Annotated in this window: 15 protein-coding genes; 8 read left to right on the forward strand and 7 right to left on the reverse strand. The window is 65.9% G+C overall.

Annotated elements, in window-relative coordinates; translation table 11 throughout:
- The 3 genes from lolA to N5D20_RS23205 all read right to left on the reverse strand — a co-directional run.
- On the reverse strand, positions 1 to 610 hold a 610-nt coding region (gene lolA, locus N5D20_RS23195), incomplete at its 3' end, for an outer membrane lipoprotein chaperone LolA (protein ID WP_279948143.1).
- Positions 611 to 721: 111 nt separating this feature from the next.
- On the reverse strand, positions 722 to 2,665 hold the full coding sequence (locus N5D20_RS23200) for a DUF3857 domain-containing protein (RefSeq protein WP_197578627.1): 1,944 nt from the start codon (positions 2,663 to 2,665) through the stop codon (positions 722 to 724).
- 39 nt (positions 2,666 to 2,704) lie between these two features.
- A complete protein-coding gene (locus N5D20_RS23205; protein WP_197578626.1) occupies positions 2,705 to 5,065 on the reverse strand; it encodes a DNA translocase FtsK in 2,361 nt (786 codons plus the stop codon).
- A gap of 233 nt (positions 5,066 to 5,298) precedes the next feature.
- Here N5D20_RS23205 and trxB point away from each other — a divergent pair, with 233 nt between their 5' ends.
- Entirely contained in the window at positions 5,299 to 6,270 is a 972-nt protein-coding gene (gene trxB / locus N5D20_RS23210; RefSeq protein ID WP_197578625.1) for a thioredoxin-disulfide reductase, read from the forward strand.
- A 102-nt stretch (positions 6,271 to 6,372) separates the two neighbouring features.
- Entirely contained in the window at positions 6,373 to 7,497 is a 1,125-nt protein-coding gene (locus N5D20_RS23215; protein WP_197578624.1) for a GNAT family N-acetyltransferase, read from the forward strand.
- 21 nt (positions 7,498 to 7,518) lie between these two features.
- On the opposite strand, the gene N5D20_RS23220 is transcribed toward N5D20_RS23215, so the two are convergent.
- Together N5D20_RS23220 and N5D20_RS23225 are read right to left on the reverse strand one after the other, a co-directional pair.
- Positions 7,519 to 8,796, reverse strand: a complete 1,278-nt coding sequence (locus tag N5D20_RS23220) for a hypothetical protein (protein WP_109814639.1) — start codon at positions 8,794 to 8,796, stop codon at positions 7,519 to 7,521.
- Between the two features lie 102 nt (positions 8,797 to 8,898).
- Positions 8,899 to 10,167, reverse strand: coding sequence for a hypothetical protein (locus N5D20_RS23225; RefSeq protein WP_197578623.1), 1,269 nt, complete (start codon positions 10,165 to 10,167; stop codon positions 8,899 to 8,901).
- A gap of 72 nt (positions 10,168 to 10,239) precedes the next feature.
- Here N5D20_RS23225 and aat point away from each other — a divergent pair, with 72 nt between their 5' ends.
- The 4 genes from aat (at position 10,240) to N5D20_RS23245 (ending at position 12,236) form a co-directional block, all read left to right on the forward strand.
- A complete protein-coding gene (aat, locus tag N5D20_RS23230) occupies positions 10,240 to 10,980 on the forward strand; it encodes a leucyl/phenylalanyl-tRNA--protein transferase (protein WP_071306172.1) in 741 nt (246 codons plus the stop codon).
- An 86-nt stretch (positions 10,981 to 11,066) separates the two neighbouring features.
- Positions 11,067 to 11,285 (forward strand): translation initiation factor IF-1, encoded by a 219-nt coding sequence (gene infA / locus N5D20_RS23235; protein WP_005409596.1) that lies wholly within the window; start codon positions 11,067 to 11,069, stop codon positions 11,283 to 11,285.
- A 171-nt stretch (positions 11,286 to 11,456) separates the two neighbouring features.
- Positions 11,457 to 11,729, forward strand: coding sequence for a hypothetical protein (locus N5D20_RS23240; RefSeq protein ID WP_197578622.1), 273 nt, complete (start codon positions 11,457 to 11,459; stop codon positions 11,727 to 11,729).
- Positions 11,730 to 11,858: 129 nt separating this feature from the next.
- Positions 11,859 to 12,236, forward strand: a complete 378-nt coding sequence (locus N5D20_RS23245; protein WP_197578621.1) for a hypothetical protein — start codon at positions 11,859 to 11,861, stop codon at positions 12,234 to 12,236.
- Positions 12,237 to 12,304: 68 nt separating this feature from the next.
- Here N5D20_RS23245 and clpA read toward each other — a convergent pair whose 3' ends face one another.
- Complete coding sequence (clpA, locus tag N5D20_RS23250; protein ID WP_279914602.1) at positions 12,305 to 14,590, reverse strand: ATP-dependent Clp protease ATP-binding subunit ClpA; 2,286 nt, start codon at positions 14,588 to 14,590, stop codon at positions 12,305 to 12,307.
- A gap of 138 nt (positions 14,591 to 14,728) precedes the next feature.
- Here clpA and N5D20_RS23255 point away from each other — a divergent pair, with 138 nt between their 5' ends.
- On the forward strand, positions 14,729 to 15,541 hold the full coding sequence (locus N5D20_RS23255; RefSeq protein WP_049455058.1) for an APH(6) family putative aminoglycoside O-phosphotransferase: 813 nt from the start codon (positions 14,729 to 14,731) through the stop codon (positions 15,539 to 15,541).
- A gap of 93 nt (positions 15,542 to 15,634) precedes the next feature.
- On the opposite strand, the gene clpS is transcribed toward N5D20_RS23255, so the two are convergent.
- Complete coding sequence (gene clpS / locus N5D20_RS23260; RefSeq protein ID WP_006366596.1) at positions 15,635 to 15,961, reverse strand: ATP-dependent Clp protease adapter ClpS; 327 nt, start codon at positions 15,959 to 15,961, stop codon at positions 15,635 to 15,637.
- 112 nt (positions 15,962 to 16,073) lie between these two features.
- On the opposite strand from clpS, the gene N5D20_RS23265 reads away from it, so the two are divergent.
- Complete coding sequence (locus N5D20_RS23265) at positions 16,074 to 16,547, forward strand: hypothetical protein (RefSeq protein WP_010485859.1); 474 nt, start codon at positions 16,074 to 16,076, stop codon at positions 16,545 to 16,547.
- The last annotated feature ends 1 nt before the right edge of the window (position 16,548 follow it).

The following is a 16,548-nucleotide window of genomic DNA, read 5'->3' on the forward strand; positions in this document are numbered from 1 at the left end:
GCGGGGTGAAGCTGAAGGTGCCGGCGGCAAAGCCCGGGTTGCGCTTCCAGCCACTGAAGCTGATCACGGTGCGCTGGCCGACCGCGTCGGTGATTTCCATCCTGACCAGGCCCTGGGCGTTGAAGCCCAGCGCGGCGTACTGGAAGCTGGCTTCGGTCTCGCGCTTCGGCGACAGCGACAGCCACTGCAGGCCATCGCGCTGCGCGGCCTCTTCGCTGACGTCGTATTGCTGCTCCAGCAGCGCCGGGTTGATCAGCGCGGTCAGTGGGCTGTTCTGCTCCTCCTTGCCCTGCTCGCGCACGGTGGCCTGTTCCAGGTCCGGCTCGTACATCCAGACCTTCTTGCCGTCAGCCACGATCAGCTGCTCGTGCGGGCGCACGTATTCCCAACGGAACAGGCGCGGCGCCGACAGCGCCACGCGGCCGCTGGTCGATTCCTTCACCTTGCCGCGGCTGTCAAACACCTGCTGGCTGAACTGGCCATCCAGGCCCTTCAGGCCGCTGGTGAAGGTCTTCAGGTCATCGCGGGCGCCAGCCCAGGCGCTGCCGGCGGCGGCGCAGGCCATGGCCAGGGTGGTGGCGGCAAGAAAACGGCGAAAGCGGAAGTTCATGCGGAAATCCTGTGGGCGCGGGCGCCAGGAAAGGTGGTTGCCAGTGTGCCCGGGGAAAGATGAATGGGCGATCAGGGCGACATTATGCCGCCCTGAACGTCCATCGGCGATTCAGCCGCCAGATGCCGGCAGCTTGCCGTACAGCACTTGGCCACGGAAGCCGCGCCGCACTTCGCGGTACAGCGCGCGGAACGCCGGATAATCCCGCGGCTGGCACAATGCCTCCGGGCCGCGCACCGCATTCTGCTGCAACCGGTGGTGCACGATCACCTCCTGCCCTTCGCGGCTCCAGTCCACGCGGTACTCGCCGGCGGCGTTGGCGAATCGCTGGCTGGCCGGGATGGCGATGATCGGCGCGTTGGCCGGGAACTGCAGGCGGTAGGTCTCCTCGCGCAGGCTGGCATTGCAGTAGAACGGCGTCTCGTTGGCCGGCGCCGAGGCGGTAGCGTACAAGCCACGCACCGACTCGCCACCCGGCGGATCCGGCACGGCCATGCCGCCGGCCACGCTGAAGTCGGCGTAATCCTCGGCCTGGAACGCCATGCGGTAGCCGAACGGCCGGGTCAGGTCGACCGGCACGCCCTGGATCTGCAGCTGCCCTCGCCCGTCGAAACCGGAGGCGGCCATGATCTGCTCCTCGGCGCGGGCGCGGTTCTGCGCGTTGAGCTGGGAGAACTGCGCGCGCATGCCGATCTCGGCGTTCTCGCCCAGCTTCGGGATCGTCTCGCCGCGCAGGTTGCCGTTGGCGTCGAAGGTGAAACGCACTTCCATCGAGGTGGCGTTACGCTCCGGCGTGTTGGCCGGAGTGCGCGCCAGCGTGGCGTCGCGGGTGCGCATCACCGGCGCACCCAGGTCACCCTCCGGCAGCTGGCCGAAGCGCGCCCACGCGGTGGTCGAATCGAGGTACAGATCGAATTCGGGAATGTAGGTGATGGCGTGGTTGAAGCGGCCCAGCACCGGGATCTTCGGCAGCGTGGGCCCGCCGCCGGCACCGATCAGCACCGGCGAACTGGCGATGCCCTTGGCCGCCAGCAGCGCCTCCAAGATCGTCACATGGTCCTTGCAGTCACCATAGTGGTTGTCGAGGATGCTCTGCGCGCTGTTCGGCTCCAAGCCACCGTTGCCCAGGTACACCGCCACATAGCGGATGTTCTGCGCGACCCAGCGATACAGCGCATCAGCCTGCTCGCGACGGTCGCTGATGCCGGCGGTGATCTGCTCGGCCAGCGCCTGCAGTTCCGGCGTGACCTGCGCCGCCGGGCCAGCCTTGAGCTGGTAGGCGCGACCCATCTGCGACCAGTCACGATACGTGCTGGCCATGATGTTCGGGCCGAACTCCCAGCCCGCCGCCGACCAGTTCTGTGCTGGCATGGCTTCACGCCGCTGGTAGCGCCAGCGCCACTGCGCCTGTCCATTCTTGACCGTCGGGCGATCGCTGCCCTGCACGCCGCGACTGTCGACGAACATCGGCAGGTTGGCCGGTGCACTCAAGGTGACCTCGGCGTCCTCGTACTCGGTGAAGACATTGAAGGTTTCCCACAGGCCGAAGTAGCCCGGGAAGTACGGCGTGGCCTGGGTGCGGCGCACCTGGTAGTACAGGCGGGTGCCCGGAGCCAGGTTCGGGAACACGATCACCCGCACCTTGCGGTCGGCATACATCGCCGCCGAAGCGCTGGAGTAGCTCTCCTGGGTGTAGATGCGGTCGGCTGGCACGTCGCGGCGCTGGCCGTCGGCGGTGATGGTATAGGCGCCGAGTACTTCCAGCGTCTCCATCTTCTCGCTGTAGCTCAGCCGCACCTGGCTGAACTGCTCGACCGAGGCCTTGGTCTTGAGCAAGACTTCGTAGGTTTCGGTCTGCACATTGCCCGCGTCCGGCCGCACCTGGTAGTCGGCGCGGTAACGGACAATGCTGAAATTATTGCTGGCTTCGGTATCGCCGCTGGTGGAAGGCGGCGCCGTGGCGGGCGCGGAGGTGGCGGTGTCTGCCAGTGCCGGGCCGGCAGCCAGGAAGGCTGCCAGCGCCAGTGCCAGCGCGCTTGGTACGGGGTGAAGCATGCGTCGGTTCCTTGGACGTCGTGGGGGATACGTCAGGTCTTACTTCGGCGGCGGCGGTGCCAGCACCGTGCGGTCGCCGTTGTGCTCGGGCGAACTGACCACGCCGGCCGCTTCCATGGCCTCGATCAGTCGCGCTGCACGGTTGTAGCCAATCTTCAGCCGGCGCTGCACGCCGGAAATCGAGGCGCGCCGGGTCTCGGTGACCACCCGCAGGGCCTCGTCATACAACGGGTCAGATTCATCGCCGGCAGAGCTGTTCTCGGGCAGCCCGGTGGCGCCGACGACCACGCCGTCACCCATCGTCTGCACTTCGTCCAGCACGCCGTCGACATAATCGGCCGGGCCCATCGCCTTGAGGTGTTCGACCACGCGATGCACTTCTTCGTCGGAGACGAAGGCGCCGTGCACACGCTCGGGCATGGCCGTACCCGGCGGCAGGTACAGCATGTCGCCGTGGCCCAGCAGGGTTTCCGCGCCGGACTGGTCGAGGATGGTGCGCGAGTCGATCTTGGAGCTCACCTGGAAGGCGATGCGCGTCGGGATGTTGGCCTTGATCAGGCCGGTGATCACGTCCACGGACGGGCGCTGCGTGGCCAGGATCAGGTGGATGCCCGCCGCACGCGCCTTCTGTGCCAGGCGCGCGATCAGCTCTTCCACCTTCTTGCCGACGATCATCATCATGTCGGCGAATTCGTCGATGAAGATGACGATGAACGGCAGCGTCTCCAGCGGACGCGGCGCCTCGCCCAGCTCGGGGTTCGGCTTGAACAGCGGGTCCATCAGCGGCTGGCCGGCATCCTGCGCTTCCTTCACCTTCTTGTTGAAGCCGGCCAGGTTGCGCACGCCCACCGCGCTCATCAGCTTGTAGCGGCGCTCCATCTCGGCCACGCACCAGCGCAGGCCGTTGGCGGCCTCCTTCATGTCGGTGACCACCGGCGCCAGCAGGTGCGGAATGCCCTGGTAGACGCTCAGTTCGAGCATCTTCGGGTCGATCATCAGCATCCGCAGGTCTTTCGGCGAGGCCTTGAACAGCAGGCTCAGCACCATGGCGTTGACCGCCACCGACTTGCCCGAACCGGTGGTACCGGCCACCAGCAGGTGCGGCATGCGCGCCAGATCGGCCACGGTCGAGCGCCCGGCGATGTCCTTGCCGAGCGCCAGGGTCAGCACGCTGGCCGACTTGTCGTATTCCTTCGAGCGCAGCAGCTCGGACAGGTAGATCATCTCGCGGGTGACGTTGGGAATTTCCAGGCCGATCACCGACTTGCCCGGAATCACATCGACCACGCGCACCGACTTCACCGACAGGCCACGCGCGATGTCCTTGTCGAGCGAACTGATCTGGCTGACCTTGATGCCCGGCGCGGGCTCGATCTCGAAGCGGGTGATGACCGGACCGGGGTTGGCGCCGACCACCTGGGCCTCGATGCGGAAGTCCTTCAGCTTGAACTCGATCTGCCGCGACAGGGCGTCCAGGGTTTCCTTGTCGTAGCCCACCGGCTGCGGCTTGGGGTCGTCCAGCAGGGCCAGCGGCGGCAGGTCCGAGCCGTCGCCGTTGACGCCACGGAACATCGGGATCTGCGTGTCGCGCTTGGCCCGATCACTCTTCTCGATCACCGGTTCCGGGCGCGGCTCGATCTTCACCGGCTCGCGCTTGGCGCGCACCTCGGCGTCGGCCTTGCGCACTTCCTGGCGCTCCTCGCGCATCACCCGCGTCTGCTGCCACTCGGTGACTTCTTCCTTCTTGCGCGCCAGCAACGGCGCCAGTGACATCACCCCGCGGCCGATCTTCTCCATCACCGTGAACCAGGACAGCCCAGTGGCCAGGGTGATCGAGGCCAGCAGCAGCACCAGCACGAACAGGTTCGCGCCCAGCGCGCCGAAGCCCACCGTAAGCGAGTTGCCCACCAGCTTGCCGAGGATGCCGCCGGCACTGGAGACATCGCCACTGAACAGGCGCACATGCAGGAAGCCGGTACCGGCGATCAGGAAGCCGACCAGGCCGACCAGGCGCAGCGCCGGGTCCAGGTCGTTCTCGCCCTTGCTCTCGCGCTTGAGCCCGAACATGGCGATCCACGCCAGCGCACCCAGCACCACCGGCAGCAGGAAGGCGATGTAGCCGAACAGCTGCAGCAGCACGTCGGCGATCCAGGCCCCGGCGCGGCCGCCGAGGTTGTGCACCGGCGCGACCACGCTGCCGGTATGCGACCAGCCCGGATCAGTCGCTGAATAGGTGAAAAGACTGGCCGCCAGATACAACAGGGCCGGCGCGATGGCGATCAGGCCCAGATCGCGCCAGAGGCGCTGGCGGCGTGGATTGTCGGTCGTCGCCGCCGCGGCCGTGCGACGTGACGCCTTGCTGTCGTCGGACTTGGAGCGTTCGGGGACCTGCTTCGCCACCTTAGACCATACCTTTGGAATGCGCTGTTAGTGATTGATAATAAATGAGACGGCGTCAGTTTTCAGTTATGCGACATCCGACAGGGCATTCAGAGCGCCGGAACCACCGCTGGATGACGGCGTTCTGTTCATCGGCTTGAATCGCCCTGTCCCAGCCGCCACTCTATGACCTGCCACGGATGCTGCGCAAATATCGCCAGCGCCTTGTCCCATCTACCTTTTCGCGAGTTTACATGAGCACCAGCCTGCCCTCCCGCCACCAGCGCCTCGTCATCCTCGGTTCCGGCCCGGCCGGTTGGACCGCCGCCGTCTACGCCGCCCGCGCCAACCTGAAGCCGGTCGTCATCACCGGCCTGCAGCAGGGTGGCCAGCTGATGACCACCACCGAGGTGGACAACTGGCCGGGTGACGCCCACGGCCTGATGGGCCCGGACCTGATGGCGCGCATGCAGGCCCACGCCGAGCGCTTCGAGACCGAGGTCATCTTCGACCACATCCACACCGCTGACGTGTCGCAGCGCCCGTTCAAGCTGATCGGCGACAGCCACGAGTACACCTGCGATGCGCTGATCATCGCCACCGGCGCCACCGCCAAGTACCTGGGCATTCCGACCGAAGACGAGTTCAAGGGCCGCGGCGTGTCCGCCTGCGCCACCTGTGACGGCTTCTTCTACCGCGACCAGGACGTGGTCGTGGTCGGCGGCGGCAACACCGCCGTGGAAGAGGCCCTGTACCTGTCCAACATCGCCCGCAAGGTCTACCTGGTCCACCGCCGCGACACCCTGAAGGCGGAAAAGATCATGCAGGACAAGCTGTTCAAGAAGGTGGCCGAAGGCAAGATCGAGACCGTCTGGCACCACCAGGTGGAAGAAGTGCTGGGCAACGACGCCGGCGTGACCGGTGTGCGCGTGAAGTCCACTCTGGACGGCAGCACCCGCGACATCGATGCCCACGGCTTCTTCGTGGCCATCGGCCACCACCCGAACACCACCCTGTTCGACAGCCAGCTGGCGATGAACAACGGCTACCTGGAGATCCGCTCGGGCTTGGGCGGCAATGCCACCCAGACCTCGGTGGAAGGCGTGTTCGCCGCCGGCGACGTGGCCGACCAGCACTACCGCCAGGCGATCACCTCGGCCGGCTTCGGCTGCATGGCCGCACTGGATGCCGAGCGCTACCTGGACGCCCAGGGCAAGGCCAGCTGAGAGGCTGACCCGCTCCTGTAGGGTCGAGCCACGCCCGACTCCGGATGATAGGCCGACGCCAGTGCGTCGGCCTTTCTGTTTCATCTGCCCTATCCTTCCCCCATGTCTTCCCCCCGCTTCCTCGACTCCCTGCAGTCCATTGCCGCGACCGACTGGGATGCCCTGCACGACGGCCGCAACCCCTTCATCAGCCACGCCTTCCTTTCCGGACTTGAACAGCACGGTTGCCTGCGCGAGGACTGGGGCTGGCAGCCCCGGCACTTCACGCTGTGGGAGGGCGGCACGCTGGCCGGCGCCATTCCGGGTTACCTGAAGACCAATTCGCACGGCGAGTTCGTGTTCGACCATGCCTGGGCCAACGCGTATGCCCGGCATGGCCGCGACTACTATCCGAAGTGGCTGGGTGCAGTGCCGTACTCGCCGGTCACCGGCCCGCGGTTGCTGGCCCGTCACGATTCAGGGCGCCTCGCGCTGCTGTCGGCATTGCGCGAGGCGCTGCCCGCGCTGCACGTATCCTCGGCCCATATCAACTTCCACACCGCCAGCGATGAGGCTCTGTTCGATGACGACTGGCTGCTGCGCGAGGACGTGCAGTTCCAATGGCAGAATCCGGGTGACTGGGCGACGTTCGACCAGTTCCTCGCTGCAATGGACCACAAGCATCGCAAGAACATCCGCCAGGAACGGGCCAAGGTCACCCGCCAGGGAATCACCTTCCGCGTGGTACATGGCGACGAGGCCGGCCGCGCCGACCTGCAGGCGATGTACCGCTTCTATCTGCAGACATTCCTCGAGTACGGCAACGCCCCGGCACTGACCGAGGCCTTCCTGTGCCATCTGGCCATTTCATTGGGACGCGGGCTGGTGCTGTTTCTGGCCGAACAGGACGGCGAGCCGATTGCCGGCGCGCTGTGCCTGCGCGGTGGCGATACGCTGTACGGCCGCTACTGGGGCGGCGCCACCCTGCCCGGCCTGCATTTCGAAGCCTGTTACTACCAGGGCATCGAGTACTGCCTGCGCGAAGGCCTGAGCCGTTTCGAGCCCGGCGCACAGGGCGAGCACAAGCTGGCGCGCGGGTTCCTGCCGACGCTGGTGCGCAGCCGACACTGGGTGGCCGATCCGGATTTCGCAGAGGCACTGCAGGACTGGTGCCGGCAGGAGCGGCAGAGTGTGCGGCGGTACCAGCAGGAATTGCAGGGGCATGGGCCGTTCCGCGTAGGAACGTAGAGTCGAGCTTGCTCGGATGAGCTAGGAGTACTGGCTGTAGTGCCCACTGATCTGGCAATGGTCACACCAGAACGTATAGAGCATTCCTCCATTCATCCACTGCATCAGGGAGCCATCGTCCAAAGGAATGTGAGAATCGAGCTGCATGACAAAGAACATTGTGCGGCAGCAGTCGGGACAGGACAGATAGAGCCCGCTCTGGATCCAGGATGGCAGTCCGCCCACCCGGCTGTAGTTCTGCCAGCCACCCACATAGCTCGGCGGCTGCCAGAACCGACCCGGAAGCTCGACCAGATCGACCTCCGCCTCCATCAGGGTGGTGGACGTTTCAGGACATGCCCGCGAATCGAATACCTGCGATTCATGGGCGTTGGGAAAGCCCTGCGAATCGTGGCGGAAATACACGGGATCTCCGTGGCACCAACCGGACTCTCCATTGTCGGGACAGTCCAGGCATATGCCGAGCGTCACCTTCGAGAGGGTGCACGGGCCGATCAATGCCAGCTCCAGTTCCAGCAAACGCTGCAGCGGTGAGCCGCATATTCCGCATCTCCCTTCCAGGCGGCCACCCACATGCGCCGTTGCCTTCGCACTCCCACCCTTCCAGGTGGGATGAAAGTGCTGGAGGCGACGCTCGACCTTTGTGGATTCCGCCAGTTGCAAGCGCTGAAGTTGCGCACTGAAACGCAGGTGGAGACCACGCTCTCCATGCAATGCGCGTCCCGAGCCCAGCTCAAGGCCAGACAATCCCTCCCTACCGATTGTCGCCCAAGGTTCATCCCGTGAACCAGATGGGTCACGCACGGCGTCCTGGAACTCCACTACCCCACTCATTTCAAGCGGCAATCCGGGCAAGCCAGCATCAGACGACGACGGCCCTCTTGCCTCCTGGATCCATCTCCGACCGACCTCAATCGGTAGCTCCCGCCAGAATGGGCCTTCTATTGGCTCGTGTGCCGACAGGCGAAGGACGGCATCCCAGTCATCATGAAGCAATCCGGGGAGACGATAGGCCGCCTGCGCCGCGATCCTAGCCGCCAGCCAATGGCGGCTACCGCTCTTGAACTCGCCCCAGGCAAATCGGCACACCTCTGCGACACTTTCATCCGGCAGCAACTCCGCCGCAGCCATTAGCATCCCGCTCTTCTCCGCCTGAAACTTCATCGCCAGGATGAGCAGTGTCGAGAGGGCGGCAGGATCACGTCCATAGAGATCCAGCATCGCAACCAAGGCTCCATCTGAGCCTCCCGGCATTCGGGCCAATTCAAGCAGCTCTTGCATGGCGACAACACAGGTCATGGCGGTCAGCTCAGGGCATGTAAACCAAGAGGGTGACTGGCGATGCATCCCACGGGAATGCAACAAATCTCAAAAAAGGAAACCTTCCAACCACCGGGACCGTCAGGTGCACTGCCAGAAGTGCCCGCTCACCCGGCACTTCGCACACCAGAACGTGTAGAGCATGCCGCCACTGCCCCATAGCAGCGCGCCTCCACCGGTGGTCGGCAGCGTCGAATCCAGCTGCATCACGAAGGGCATCTCCTCACCGCAATCGATGCACGCCGGATACCAGGCACTCTGCACCCAGCTCGGTGCGCCGCCCACGCGCGACAGGTTCTGCCGATGGTTTGACTGGCCCCAGTCCTGCTGCTCCCACCGCCTGGTGTCCATGGCGACCAGGCCGACCTCGGCCTGCATCAGGTCACCGCTGTCGGTCGGCGTCGCCGGCACCTCCAGACGCTGGCTGGGGTGGCAGCTGGGCAGGCCGCTGGCATCGTGGCGATAGAAACGCACGGGCGGATCTTCCCAGCCGCAGCAGTCCAGGCACAGGCCCAGCGTGATCTCACCCGCCGCGCCCGGCTGCAGCGCGGCAGCGTCGGTTCGCAGCAGGCGCTGAAGCGTTGCATGGCAGCTGCCACACAACGATTCCAGCGGCCCTCCCATCTGCCCGGCGTACTGTACCTGCCCGCCATTCCAGGTCGGGTGCAGGCGCCAGATGCGCTTGCGCCAGCTCGGTTCGTCCGCCTGCTGCGTGCGATGCTGCTCGCGGCCGAAGCGGATGTGCAGCGGCCGCTCCCCATGCAGGCGCCGCGGCTGCGGTCCGTCGGCGACGCCGGCCCAGTGCGCCCAGACCTCAGCATCCAGCGCGCCCCAGTCAGCGAGGTAGCCGCGGGCAACGGCATAGCTCTCGGGCTGCGCCGCCAGCAGCAGCGCCCTGGCCCGCGCCATCTCGCGATCGTCGTCGGCCTCAGCCAGAATCTGCGCCCACTGCACGGCAATGACGGAGGGCAGGCCCTGCCATACCTGCGAAGCCAGCTGCAGCTCGTCTTCGGTGGCCAGCGCCAGCAAGGCCCCCCAGTCGTCCTGCAGCACCTGCGGCGCCTGGTAGCTGGTGAATTCGATCACGCTGGCCAGCAGTTCGCCGCGCTCACCATCCCGATAGCGGCGCCAGGCCTCGGCACAGACCGGCACAATCGCTTCATCGGGCAGCAGATCCAGCGCCATGTCGAGAAAGGCCGAGCTGGGTGAACGCCGGGCAAGGGCCAGCAGCATCAGCGCACCGAGCTGGCCGGGCTGTTCAGTGGCCAGCGCCAGCAGCATGCCCTGGCTGTCGTTGCGCGTGCGCGGGGTATCGTGCACATCGAGGATGGCGGTGATCGCGTCACTCATGCGTGGGCTCCTTGCCGTTGGACGCTGATGGTGCCAGACATCAGCGATCGCCACGACGAATACAATGGCGGCATGACCCGCCAGCTGCCCTGGCGCCTGGCCGATGCGCCGGACGCACCCTTCCCTCCGGCCGAGACCGCCCTGCGCCAGCCCGACGGCCTGCTCGCGGTGGGCGGCGACCTGCATCCGGTACGCCTGCTCAATGCCTACGCCGGCGGCATCTTCCCGTGGTTCAGCGAGGGCGAGCCAATCCTGTGGTGGTCACCGGACCCGCGCATGGTGTTCCGCACCGAGGGCGTGCATCTGTCCAGCCGCTTCCGCCGCCAATTGCGCGGCAGCACGTGGGAGATCACCGCCGACACCGCTTTCAGTCGTGTGATGCGCGCCTGCGCCGCGGCACCGCGGCCCGGCCAGGATGGCACCTGGATCAGCCCGGCGATGGTCGAGGCCTACAGCCAGCTGCACGATCTCGGCTTCGCCCATTCCTTCGAGGTCTGGGATCGGCAGACGCTGGTCGGCGGCATCTATGGCGTCGCGATCGGCGCCATGTTCTTCGGTGAGAGCATGTTCAGTGGCGCCAGCGGCGGCTCCAAGATCGCCCTGGCCGCCCTCGCATCCACCCTGCGTGACTGGGGCTGGGAACTGATCGATGCCCAGGTGGAGAATCCGCACCTGCTGCGGATGGGCGCCGAGCACCTGCCGCGCGCGGACTTTCTGGAGCACGTCCGCCAGGCCGTACACCGTGACGGCCGTGAAGGCCCATGGACCCAGGCGGTAGGACGCTTGCCAGCACAGCGTTTGGCCGGGGGTTAACACAAACTTTGCAAGCCGGGCCCATCACGCGTAAAATACCGCGCCTTAGGCCCAGCGTGGCCGTTTTCTGAACCGCACAGGACTACATGTCGAAAGACGATTCCATCGAGTTCGAGGGCACCGTCAGCGAGACGCTGCCGAACACCACTTTCCGCGTTCGTCTGGAAAATGGGCACGAAATCATCGCCCACATCTCCGGCCGCATGCGCAAGAACTACATCCGCATCCTCACCGGTGACCGGGTCAAGGTTGAAATGACCCCGTACGACCTGACCAAGGGCCGTATCACCTACCGCATGAAGTAAGCGGTCGGCGCAGTGCGCCACTCCGACAGGGCCGGCCTCGCTGCTGGCCCTTTGTCGTGCGCGGAAAAAAATACGCGGTACCGAGATCGTCCGATTTTCGTCCTTGTCTGAAATCCAGCATCGAGCCGGGACTCTAGACTCAACGCGTTCTTCACAGAGGGCGCTGCGCGCATGACCTATCTGATCGTCCTGGACCCGCAGTCCGTCACCAGCCGCTGCCACGCCAGCAAGGGCCCGGACGGCACCTGGTTCGGCCAGCCCTGCCTGGTCTGCACCAGCATGGACGCCTCGCACCCGCTGTACCTGGCCGTGCAGCGCGAGATCGCACATGCGGGAGGCACCCTGAAGCAGCGCCTGCACATTCCACATGAGGCCGTCGCATTCGTCATCGAGGATGGCGGCGACCAAGGGCGCCAGCAGGGATTCCGTTCGATCGCAGCCTGATGCGCCAAAGGTCATCGTGACCGATCTCACCGTGACGTCGGTCGGCCCTGCTTGCGGCAGATTCGCATTTGCAGCGGCGGCGGCATCCTGGGATCCGATCCAGTCCGGATCGCCGCCCCCTGCCCCGCCATGAATCTGTCTTCCCTGCTCATCCCCCTGGCTTTGTCTGCCGCCACCCTGCTGGCGTCGCCCGCCCGTGCCGCCGACACCCCGCCGGCGCAGTGCGTACCACTGACCGGCGAACAGCAGATCGTTCGTGCCGGCGCCGACAAGAACATCCTGCTTCGCTCCGACGAAGACCACTATGTCGTGCATTTCCGCAACAGCTGCCCTTCTGCCGTGCTGGCCACCCGCCTCGGCTTCAGGACCGACGGCAAGGAGGCTGACGAGCTGTGCAGCGAGGGCCGAAGCGCTCTGGACACCGGTCGTGGCAGCTGCGAGGTCGCGCGCATCCAGCCGATCGATGCCGAGCGGTTCAAGCGCGAAGCGCGCCGCCGCAGCCGCTGACCCCGGACAGGACAAGGGCGGCCGAAGCCGCCCTTGTTGTTTCCAGTCTTTCACGCCAAGCCTTCAGCTCACTCCACCGTAACCGGCAGCAGCCGCTCCGGCTCGGCCTGGGTCTCGACCACCAGCTCGTCGTCGCGGACATCGATGCTGACCTTGCCACCGTTGACCAGCTTGCCGAACAGCAGCTCGTCGGCCAGCGGGCGCTTGATCTTGTCCTGGATCACGCGGGCCATCGGGCGCGCACCCATCAGCGGGTCGAAGCCGTGGTGAGCCAGCCAGTCGCGCGCGGTCGGGGTGGCCGACAGGCTGACGTGCTTGTCCTGCAGCAGCATCTCCAGCTCGATCAGGAACTTGTCGACCACGGGCAGGATGTGCTCGAAGCCCAGCGCCTGGAACTGCACCACCGCGTCGAGGCGGTTGCGGAATTCCGGGGTGAAGCTGCGGCGAATGGTCTCCATCGCGTCGGTGGCATGGTCCTGCTTGGTGAAGCCGATCGAACGCCGCGAGGCCTGCGCCGCGCCGGCATTGGTGGTCATCACCAGCACCACGTTCTTGAAGTTCGCCTCACGACCATTGGTATCGGTCAGCACGCCGCGGTCCATCACCTGCAACAGGATGTTGAAGATGTCCGGGTGCGCCTTCTCGATTTCGTCCAGCAGCAGCACGCAGTGCGGCGTCTTGACGATCTTCTCGGTCAACAGGCCGCCCTGGTCGAAGCCGACGTAGCCCGGAGGGGCACCGATCAGGCGGCTGATCGAATGCGGCTCCATGTACTCGGACATGTCGAAGCGGACCAGCTCGATGCCCAGCTGCAGCGCAAGCTGCTTGGTCACCTCGGTCTTGCCGACACCGGTCGGACCGGCGAACAGGAAGTTGCCGATCGGCTTCTCCGGATTGCCCAGGCCCGAGCGGGCCAGCTTGATCGCCGAGGACAGCGTCTCGATGGCCGGATCCTGGCCAAAGATCACCATCTTCAGGTTGCGCTCCAGATGCTGCAGCACATCCTTGTCGGTGGCGCTGACCTGCTTGGTGGGGATGCGTGCCATCTTGGCGACGATCGCCTCCACTTCCTCGACGTCGATCAGCTCCTTGCGCTGGCCTTCCGGCAGCAGGCGCTGGCGGGCGCCAGCCTCGTCGATCACGTCGATGGCCTTGTCCGGCAGCAGGCGGTCGCCGATGTGCTTCACCGACAGGTCCACCGCGGCCTGCAGCGCCTCGTCGGAATAGGTCACGCCGTGGTGCAGCTCGTACTTGGACTTCAGGCCCTGCAGGATCTCGTAAGTCTCGCCCACCGTCGGCTCGACAATGTCGATCTTCTGGAAACGGCGGGCCAGCGCCCGGTCCTTCTCGAAGATGCCACGGTATTCCTGGAAGGTGGTCGAGCCGATGCAGCGCAGCTCGCCGGACGCCAGCGCCGGCTTGATCAGGTTGGAGGCATCCATGGTGCCGCCCGACGCCGAGCCAGCACCGATGATGGTGTGGATCTCGTCGATGAACAGCACCGCGTTGGGCACCTTCTTCAGTGCCGTCAGCACGCTCTTCAGGCGCTTCTCGAAGTCACCACGGTACTTGGTACCAGCCACCAGTGCGCCCAGGTCGAGCGAATAGATCACCGCATCGGCCAGCACTTCAGGCACCGAACCTTCGACGATGCGGCGGGCCAGGCCCTCGGCGATGGCGGTCTTGCCCACGCCGGCCTCGCCCACGTACAGCGGGTTGTTCTTGCGGCGGCGGCACAGGACCTGGATGGTGCGCTCGATCTCGTCGGCACGACCGACCAGCGGGTCGATGCGACCGGCCCGGGCCTGTTCATTGAGGTTGCTGGCGAACTCGGTCAGGGCATCACCCTTCGGCTCGCCCTCCCCGCCTTCGATGCGGCCTTCGCCTTCGGAGGAGGAGGACGGCTGCTCGCCTTCCTCGCCCAGCTTGGCGATGCCATGGGACAGGTAATTGACCACGTCCAGCCGGGTGACGTCCTGCTGGTTGAGGTAATAGACGGCGTGGGAGTCCTTTTCGCCGAAGATGGCGACCAGCACATTGGCGCCGGTGACCTCCTTCTTGCCCGAGGACTGCACGTGGTACACGGCCCGCTGCAGCACGCGCTGGAAGCCCAGGGTCGGCTGGGTATCGCGGCCGTCATCTTCGGCCAGGCGGGACACGGAAGCCTCGATGGCCTGCTCCAGCTCCTGGCGCAGGCGTTCGGCGTCGGCGCCACACGCCTTCAGTACGGCCTGGGCGGACGGGTTGTCGAGCAGTGCCAACAGCAGGTGTTCGACCGTCATGAACTCATGCCGGGCCTCACGGGCGCGCTTGTAGCACTGGCCGATGGTGTGTTCGAGGTCTTTGCTGAACATGGATTACTCCGGCGGCAGATGGGGACAATATGCGGCCTGACTACGCGATTTCCATCACCCTAGCGGATTGCTGCGTTCAGATGGCGTTAGCAGTACACATCGCTTGATCTTCATTCACTCCAGGACAGCCCGCCCAGCATGAGCGAACCCTACCTGAGCCGCTGGCGATTGCGGCGTGATGGCGCAGCCATCGAAACGCCCCATGCCCAGCTCTGGCCGGTGCTGACCACCGCCGGCGAGCCGGCCATGCTGAAGATCAGCAGCGAAACCGAAGAGCAGAACAGCCATCGCCTGCTGCGCTGGTGGGAGGGCGATGGCGCCGCCCGCCTGCTGGCCCACGAGGGACCGGCGATCCTGATCGAGCGTGCCGGCGGCGACTCGCTGCGGCAACGCTCGATCGAGGGCGACGATGACGCCTGCACCACGATCCTGTGCCAGGTCCTGCAGCGGCTGCACCGGCCACGGAACGCGCCGCCAGCGGAACTGGTCTGCCTCCGTAGATGGTTCGCCGACCTGCTGCAGCCAAGGGCTGCGCTGCCGCCACTGCTGGAACAGTGCAGATCACTGGCGGAGGGGTTGCTGCAGGAAGAGCGCGAGATCCGGCCGCTGCACGGCGACCTGCACCACGACAACGTGCTCGATTTCGGCGCACGTGGCTGGCTGGCGATCGACCCGAAGCGGCTGCTGGGTGATCGCGCCTTTGATTACACGACACTGTTCAGCAACCCGGACCTGTGCGGTCCGGGCATCCACGTTGCGACGCAGCCTGAGCGGTTTGCCGCCCGGCTGGAACAGGTCAGTGCACTGGCGGGCCTGGAGCGCACGCGCCTGCTGCGCTGGATCGCAGCCAGCGCGGGGCTGTCGGCAGTCTGGTTCCGGGATGACGGCGCCCCCGCCGAGGTCGACGAGGCCGTGGCGCGTATGGCGCTGGAGGCGTTGGCGGAGGCCTGATCCAGCTGTAGAGCCGAGTCTGCGCTCGGCTGCTGCTGGCTGCCTGGGTGAACAGCAGCCGAGCGTGGGCTCGGCTCTACAGGTCGGGGCCGGTCAGGCCTTTTCCATCGTGCACAGCAGCGGGTGCTGGTTCATCCGCGAATACTCGTTGACCTGGGCAACCTTGGTCTCGGCCACTTCGCGGGTGAACACCCCGCACACACCGCGGCCGCGGGTATGGACGTGCAGCATCACCTGCGTGGCCTTGTCCAGGTCCATGGTGAAGAACTGCTGCAGCACGTCCACCACGAAATCCATCGGGGTGTAGTCGTCATTGAGCAGCATCACCTGGTAGAACGGCGGCGGCGCCACTTCCGGGCGCGCGGGTTCCACGGCAACGCCGTGCTCGTGATGGGAATCGGGGGAAGACTCGCGGGGCATCTGCTCATTATAGAGGCTCGAGCGGGCCTGCGTCGGCCCGCCGCAGATTGGACGGCACGCACGGCCGCCGTCACAATTGCATCCTCTCTCAACACTGTTTCACAGGATCTTCATGAAAAGGACCCTTCTCTCCGCCCTGCTGATCGCCCTGGCCGCCGCCGGCTCCGCCGCCGCCGAGACCCAGGCCGACAAGGCCGTGGCCCGCCACCTGGACAAGCTGGGCTACACCTACGAGGTCGACGAGGACGGCGACTACCGCATGGTGTTCGACGTCGAAGGTGACCGCACCCAGATGGTCTACGTGCGCTCGTCGGTGGAAGATTTCGGCACCCACAACATCCGCGAGATCTGGTCGCCGGCCTACAACGCCAAGACCAAGCAGTTCCCGGTGGCCGTGGCCAACCGCCTGCTGGAAGATTCGCAGGACGCCAAGATGGGCGGCTGGGTGAAGCAGGACACCACCGCCATGTTCGTGGTCAAGATCGACGCCGATGCCACTGCCGACCAGCTCAGCGACGCCATCGATGCGGCCATCCGCACCGCCGACGCCATGGAGCTGGAACTGACCAAGAAGGACGAGTTCTGAG

The sequence above is a fragment of the Stenotrophomonas sp. GD03877 genome, assembly GCF_029840555.1.
Lineage (GTDB): Bacteria > Pseudomonadota > Gammaproteobacteria > Xanthomonadales > Xanthomonadaceae > Stenotrophomonas > Stenotrophomonas geniculata.